Source organism: Elstera sp. (genome assembly GCF_044372965.1).
Lineage (GTDB): Bacteria > Pseudomonadota > Alphaproteobacteria > Elsterales > Elsteraceae > Elstera.
Window position 1 is genome coordinate 1 of sequence record NZ_JBILQX010000230.1, and the last position, 4654, is coordinate 4654.

Genomic DNA, 4654 nt, shown 5'->3' on the forward strand with positions numbered 1-4654 from the left:
GATCACGCTGGAAACCGCGCAGGAGGTGCTGCACGATCTGTTGCGCGCCCATGATCGCCGCGTGACGGTGGAAGAAATTCAAAAGCGCGTGGCCGAGCACTATAATATCCGCATTGCCGATATGTCGTCGGCCCGAAGAGCCCGCCAGGTCGCCCGCCCGCGCCAGATGGCCATGTATCTGAGCAAGGCGCTCACCTCGAAATCCCTCCCGGAAATCGGCCGCAAGTTCGGCGGGCGCGACCATACAACGGTGATGCACGCCGTTCGCAAAATCGACGAACTCATTGCGACCGATGCAAGCCTGGCCGAAGATCTCGAACTGTTGCGGCGCATGTTGGAATGCTAAAGATTAGGACCCTCCGCCGAGTGCAAGAAGGGCTTGATCCCAACCGTCAACCTCGCTAGGGTCTGCCGCGCTGACTGGTGGGACGTCGCCAAGCGGTAAGGCACCGGATTTTGATTCCGGCATTCGGAGGTTCGATCCCTCCCGTCCCAGCCACAGCTTCCTTAGGTTTTTTCGATAATTGGTCAGAATGCCTCCTCACGTTCGGGAGGGCGTTCGGGAATTTTCGTGCGCCACGCGCCGCCGCATCGCCTCGCGGGATAGGGCCGGGTCACGGTGCAAATAGTTACTATCGAGAATGTTTCGCACGTCGCGGGTGCTGTGTCCGGTGAGGGCGGCGATTTGGGCTTCCGTCGCGCTTGCAACTGCAAGGCGAGTTACAGCCGTGCCCCTCAAATCGTGAAACGTCACGCCCCGCACGCCCGCATCAAGGCACACTTTGCGCCAGGAGGTTTGAAAGCCGGTCGTGGTCCAACGGGTGCCCCGCGTGGTCTGAAGGATCGGATCGAGCGGCTTACCGCGCCGGGCATCCAGAAGGCTTTTCAGCGGGTCGAGAATCGGGATTTCCACCCGCACGCCCGTCTTCTGCTGCTGCCAGCGGATGCATTCGCCGTCATAGCAGCTCCAGGTCATGGCCAGCAGATCGCCCTGCCTTTGGCCGGTCCACAGTGCCATCTGGAAGGCAAGCGCCAGATGCTCCGGCGCTCGCGCCAGAAAGGCCGCTTCATCGCCCTTGCTCCACACCTTATCGGCGCGGTTGCCCTTGTGCAGCTTGCCGCCCTTCTCGCAGGGGTTCGTCTCGATCAGCCCCCGATTGAGCGACCAAGCGAGCACGCGGGTCAGCACGCTCCAGGCATAATCGGCTTGGCGGGGGGCGGTCTTTGCCAATTCGTCCCGCCACGCCAAGAAGACACCGCGCGTGCGCCGGTCCTTCAGGGCGTCAACCGGGAAGTCTTTAAAGCGGGCATCGATCTTGCGCAGTTGCTTTAGGTAATCGTCCTTCGTGCGGGGGGCCAGACCGGCAAAGTCGCCGGAAGCCTCATAGGCTTGTGCCAGCCCGCCGAGTGTCGTGAGGCGTGGCGGGATTTTGGCGTGAACCGCCTCGTTATAGGCTGCCACGAATTCCGGGCTGCCGGGCTTCCCTGGCAGGCGCGGCCCGCCCTTATAAGCATACCAATATTCCACGGTGCGCCCATCGGCGAGGGTCACGCGCTTCCGGTTTAGCCCTTTCAGGCGAATGCGGGTCATCGGGGTTCCTTACGATTGGCGTGCCGCGTCCTGGGTTAGCCAAGCATCGAGGGGGGAGAGGGGGGCCGGGGCACCTGCGGGGCCGGTGGCAACGGTCACGGTGCCATCGGGCGCGACCTGCACTTGCGTCGGGGTCATGCCGGCTGCCTTCACGGCCTTCACCGCGCGGGCGATTTGCGCTTGCGTTACGAGCTTGCGGGGCATCAGGGCATCCTCCGGCCGGAGGCGTGGATACCGGTTTCCTTCGCGCCCAGCAGCGCCAGCAGAACCACGTTCCAATCGTCGCTTGCGACCAACACCGCCGCGCCTTTGCGCAGATGCTGCGTTATGCCCAGGGTGAAGAGGGTTTCTGTTGGCCGTTCGTCGGGCCGGATTTTTTGCAGGGTCACGCCGAAGCGCTTGAAGTCGCGCGCGACTCTGCGTTCTGCCGCAGTGAACGGCAGGGCGGTACATTCGGTCATGGGTTAGGTCTCCTACCGCCCTGGCAAGGTGCGGTTAAAATCATCCATTCTGCTTAACGCCATGAACAGCATGAAAGCGGCATCACGGGCGGCGCGGGCATGGCCCATGCCATAGGCCACCTGCCACGCCAGGGCTTGCGCCTGGATCGCCGCGACCAGCAGGTGCGGCTTGTTGATCGACAGCAGCCCCCGGCAATAATCCGGGTCGAAAACCGGATCGAAATACTCTTGCTCCGGCGGCGGTGGATGGGGGGCGAGGGGCTTGCTCATGCGACACGCTGCCCAGGGGTGCGGGGCGCTTCCAGGGCAAGCCGGGCGCGGAAGCCGTCAATCTCCCGCCGGGCGCGCATCCGGCCCGCCCATTCGCCGTTAGACCGCGCTGCATAGGTTTCGCCGTTCAAGCGTTCGATCGCATCCAGCGCCGCCAGCAGCGGCTTGATTTGATCGTGCAAGGTGGAATGCGCCGCCGCATGGTCCCCCGCTTCGCCTTCCAGAACCCACCGCCAGAACAGATCGAGCAACGTGTAGGGCAGGGCATCCGCCAGGGCGCGGGTGGCGGTTTCGACAAGGGCAAGGTCTGTGATAAGGTCGCGATTAGCCGTTGACATGAGAGGGTCCTTTCTCTGTCGGGGGTGAGACCGGGTTAGGTGTTCCAGCATCTGACCCGGTCACTTGCATTCTCACACAATGTATGAGACTGTGTTGCGGGCCGTCAACTGAATTGTGTGAGAATGTGTGAGATGGTTAAGAGTAGCGCGCTCTCGTTCAGAGTTTCGTCCGAGATAAAAGAGGGGCTCGAACGCGCCGCGAAAGACGATGATCGGTCGGTCTCGTCGCTGGTTGAGCGCATTTTGAAAAGCTGGTTAGCTGATAGGAACTACCTGCCGCCGGAGGAGGGGCGTTGAACGCCATGCCCAAGCCTGAACCCATCTCCGAGTTGCCAGAGCCCATCTTTGACGATGAAAACCCCGAATGGACCGAGGAGGATTTCGCCCGCGCGTTGCCCCCGGAATTTTTGCCCCCGGAGGTTCTTGCGCTCTTCCCGAACACGGTGGCCCGTTTGCGCGCGAAGGGTTTAATACCGTAAGTGCCCTAGGCCAGCCCGAAGGCGGGGCCAAGATCGGGCCGGAAGGTGAGGCCCGGCGTGTCGGTCGTGGCGCTTCGGATCTTCATGTTTTCCGGCGCGTTCACGAATTCCACCACCATATTCCCTTGCACCTTGGCCGGGCCGGAGGCTTGCGGGCGCGGGGGCAGAAGGCCGCTGCTGCTGGAACTGCCTGCCGGGGCCGCAGCGGGGCTGCCGCCGAAAATACCACCCCCGCCTAAGAATTGCGGCGCGGTGTTCTGAACGCTCGCCACGGGGTTCACACCCCCGCCGGTCACGACATTGCTCACAAGATCGGTGACGGCCCGCAGTGGCCAGGTGATAAGCTCCACCACCCCTTGAATTGCGCCGGTCAGCCACCCCCAGAGGGTGCCGAAGACGGTCTTCATGCCAGACCACAGCCCGCCGATAATTTTGCCGCCGAGGTCGGTAACGGTGCCCACGATCCCGCCCAAGAAATCGACAATGCCGCCCCACAGGTTTTCGATGAAGGGGCCGATGCTCGACCAATTATCGATAATCAGATAGGCCGCTGCTGCCAGCCCGGCGATAACGGCAATGGCAATTCCGATGGGGCCAGTGAGGGCAATCAGTCCCGCGCCGATTTTAAGGATGGGGCCGATCAAGCCCAAGAAGCCGCTGCCAAGCTGCAAGAGGGGGCCGAGCAGCCCGGTCATACTGAGGGCCAACACGGCGATAGCATTGCCCCAGCCGCCGATCAAATCGACCAGCCGTTGCACACCGTCCATAAAGCTTTTGATTCCGCTGAACACCCGGTCGAAATTGATCCGTTCGATCCACGCGGCGAAGCGCTGCACGAACTCGCCCACCTTGGTTGCAATCAACTCCCGGTTGGCGGCAATCCATTCGGTGAGGCGGTTCACCAGCGGGTCAAGAACCGGGATGATCTTTACAGCAATCGCATTGCGCACGCCTTCCAGCGCCTTCATCAGCGTGCCGATATTATCGCCGAAGTCCTTCACGATATTCGTGTCGAGGTCGTTCAAGGCCAGCCCGAGGCGCTTGGCTTTTTGTTCGCCCTCCTCCATCGCCTTCGATCCGCCCGCCAGCGCGGGGAGCATCGCCGCCCCGTTCTTGCCCAGCAACGCCATTGCGGCGGCGACTTTCAGGCTGGGGTTTTCGATCTTCTCGAACCCGTCCGCCAGGCGTTTCATCACTTGGTCGGGGGAGAGGGTTTGGAGTTCGTTAAGGCTGATTCCCATCGCCTGGAACATTTCAATCGCCTTACCGTTGCCCGAACGGGCGGCGGCGATATTCTTGTTCAGGGCGTTGAAGGATTTACTGAGGGCTTCGGTCGGCACGTTCGCTTGTTCGGCCACATAGTTGAGCAATTGAAACGCTTCGGCCCCAAGCCCGGCGATACTCGCGGCGGTCGCCATCGCATCGGCATAGTCGGAGGTTGCCTTCACCGCTCCCAGCAGCCCAGCAATTCCCGCGCCGCCGGTGATCGCCGCAAGCGGTGCGGCGATTACCGGC

At 62.3% G+C, this 4654-nt stretch carries 9 protein-coding genes and 1 tRNA gene; 4 read left to right on the forward strand and 6 right to left on the reverse strand.

Annotated elements, in window-relative coordinates; genetic code table 11:
* Both ACIQ36_RS18415 and ACIQ36_RS18420 read left to right on the forward strand, forming a co-directional pair.
* On the forward strand, positions 1 to 346 hold a 346-nt coding region (locus tag ACIQ36_RS18415), incomplete at its 5' end, for a helix-turn-helix domain-containing protein (RefSeq protein ID WP_395832041.1).
* A gap of 78 nt (positions 347 to 424) precedes the next feature.
* Positions 425 to 499, forward strand: a tRNA-Gln gene (locus ACIQ36_RS18420).
* A gap of 42 nt (positions 500 to 541) precedes the next feature.
* On the opposite strand, the gene ACIQ36_RS18425 is transcribed toward ACIQ36_RS18420, so the two are convergent.
* From ACIQ36_RS18425 to ACIQ36_RS18445, 5 genes are read right to left on the reverse strand one after another with little or no spacing between them, the layout of a single operon-like run.
* Positions 542 to 1591, reverse strand: a complete 1050-nt coding sequence (locus ACIQ36_RS18425; protein ID WP_395832043.1) for a tyrosine-type recombinase/integrase — start codon at positions 1589 to 1591, stop codon at positions 542 to 544.
* Between the two features lie 9 nt (positions 1592 to 1600).
* A complete protein-coding gene (locus tag ACIQ36_RS18430) occupies positions 1601 to 1795 on the reverse strand; it encodes a hypothetical protein (RefSeq protein WP_395832045.1) in 195 nt (64 codons plus the stop codon).
* Complete coding sequence (locus ACIQ36_RS18435) at positions 1795 to 2052, reverse strand: hypothetical protein (protein WP_395832048.1); 258 nt, start codon at positions 2050 to 2052, stop codon at positions 1795 to 1797. The genes ACIQ36_RS18430 and ACIQ36_RS18435 overlap by 1 nt, the downstream gene beginning before the upstream one ends.
* A 12-nt stretch (positions 2053 to 2064) precedes the next feature.
* Complete coding sequence (locus ACIQ36_RS18440; protein WP_395832051.1) at positions 2065 to 2322, reverse strand: hypothetical protein; 258 nt, start codon at positions 2320 to 2322, stop codon at positions 2065 to 2067.
* Complete coding sequence (locus tag ACIQ36_RS18445; protein WP_395832054.1) at positions 2319 to 2660, reverse strand: hypothetical protein; 342 nt, start codon at positions 2658 to 2660, stop codon at positions 2319 to 2321. The genes ACIQ36_RS18440 and ACIQ36_RS18445 overlap by 4 nt, the downstream gene beginning before the upstream one ends.
* Positions 2661 to 2792: 132 nt before the next feature.
* Here ACIQ36_RS18445 and ACIQ36_RS18450 point away from each other — a divergent pair, with 132 nt between their 5' ends.
* Together ACIQ36_RS18450 and ACIQ36_RS18455 are read left to right on the forward strand one after the other, a co-directional pair.
* Entirely contained in the window at positions 2793 to 2957 is a 165-nt protein-coding gene (locus ACIQ36_RS18450; RefSeq protein ID WP_395832057.1) for a ribbon-helix-helix protein, CopG family, read from the forward strand.
* Positions 2958 to 2962: 5 nt separating this feature from the next.
* Positions 2963 to 3139, forward strand: a complete 177-nt coding sequence (locus tag ACIQ36_RS18455; RefSeq protein WP_395832058.1) for a hypothetical protein — start codon at positions 2963 to 2965, stop codon at positions 3137 to 3139.
* A gap of 5 nt (positions 3140 to 3144) precedes the next feature.
* On the opposite strand, the gene ACIQ36_RS18460 is transcribed toward ACIQ36_RS18455, so the two are convergent.
* Positions 3145 to 4654 (reverse strand): hypothetical protein (locus ACIQ36_RS18460; RefSeq protein ID WP_395832060.1); only part of this gene is annotated, 1510 nt, incomplete at its 5' end.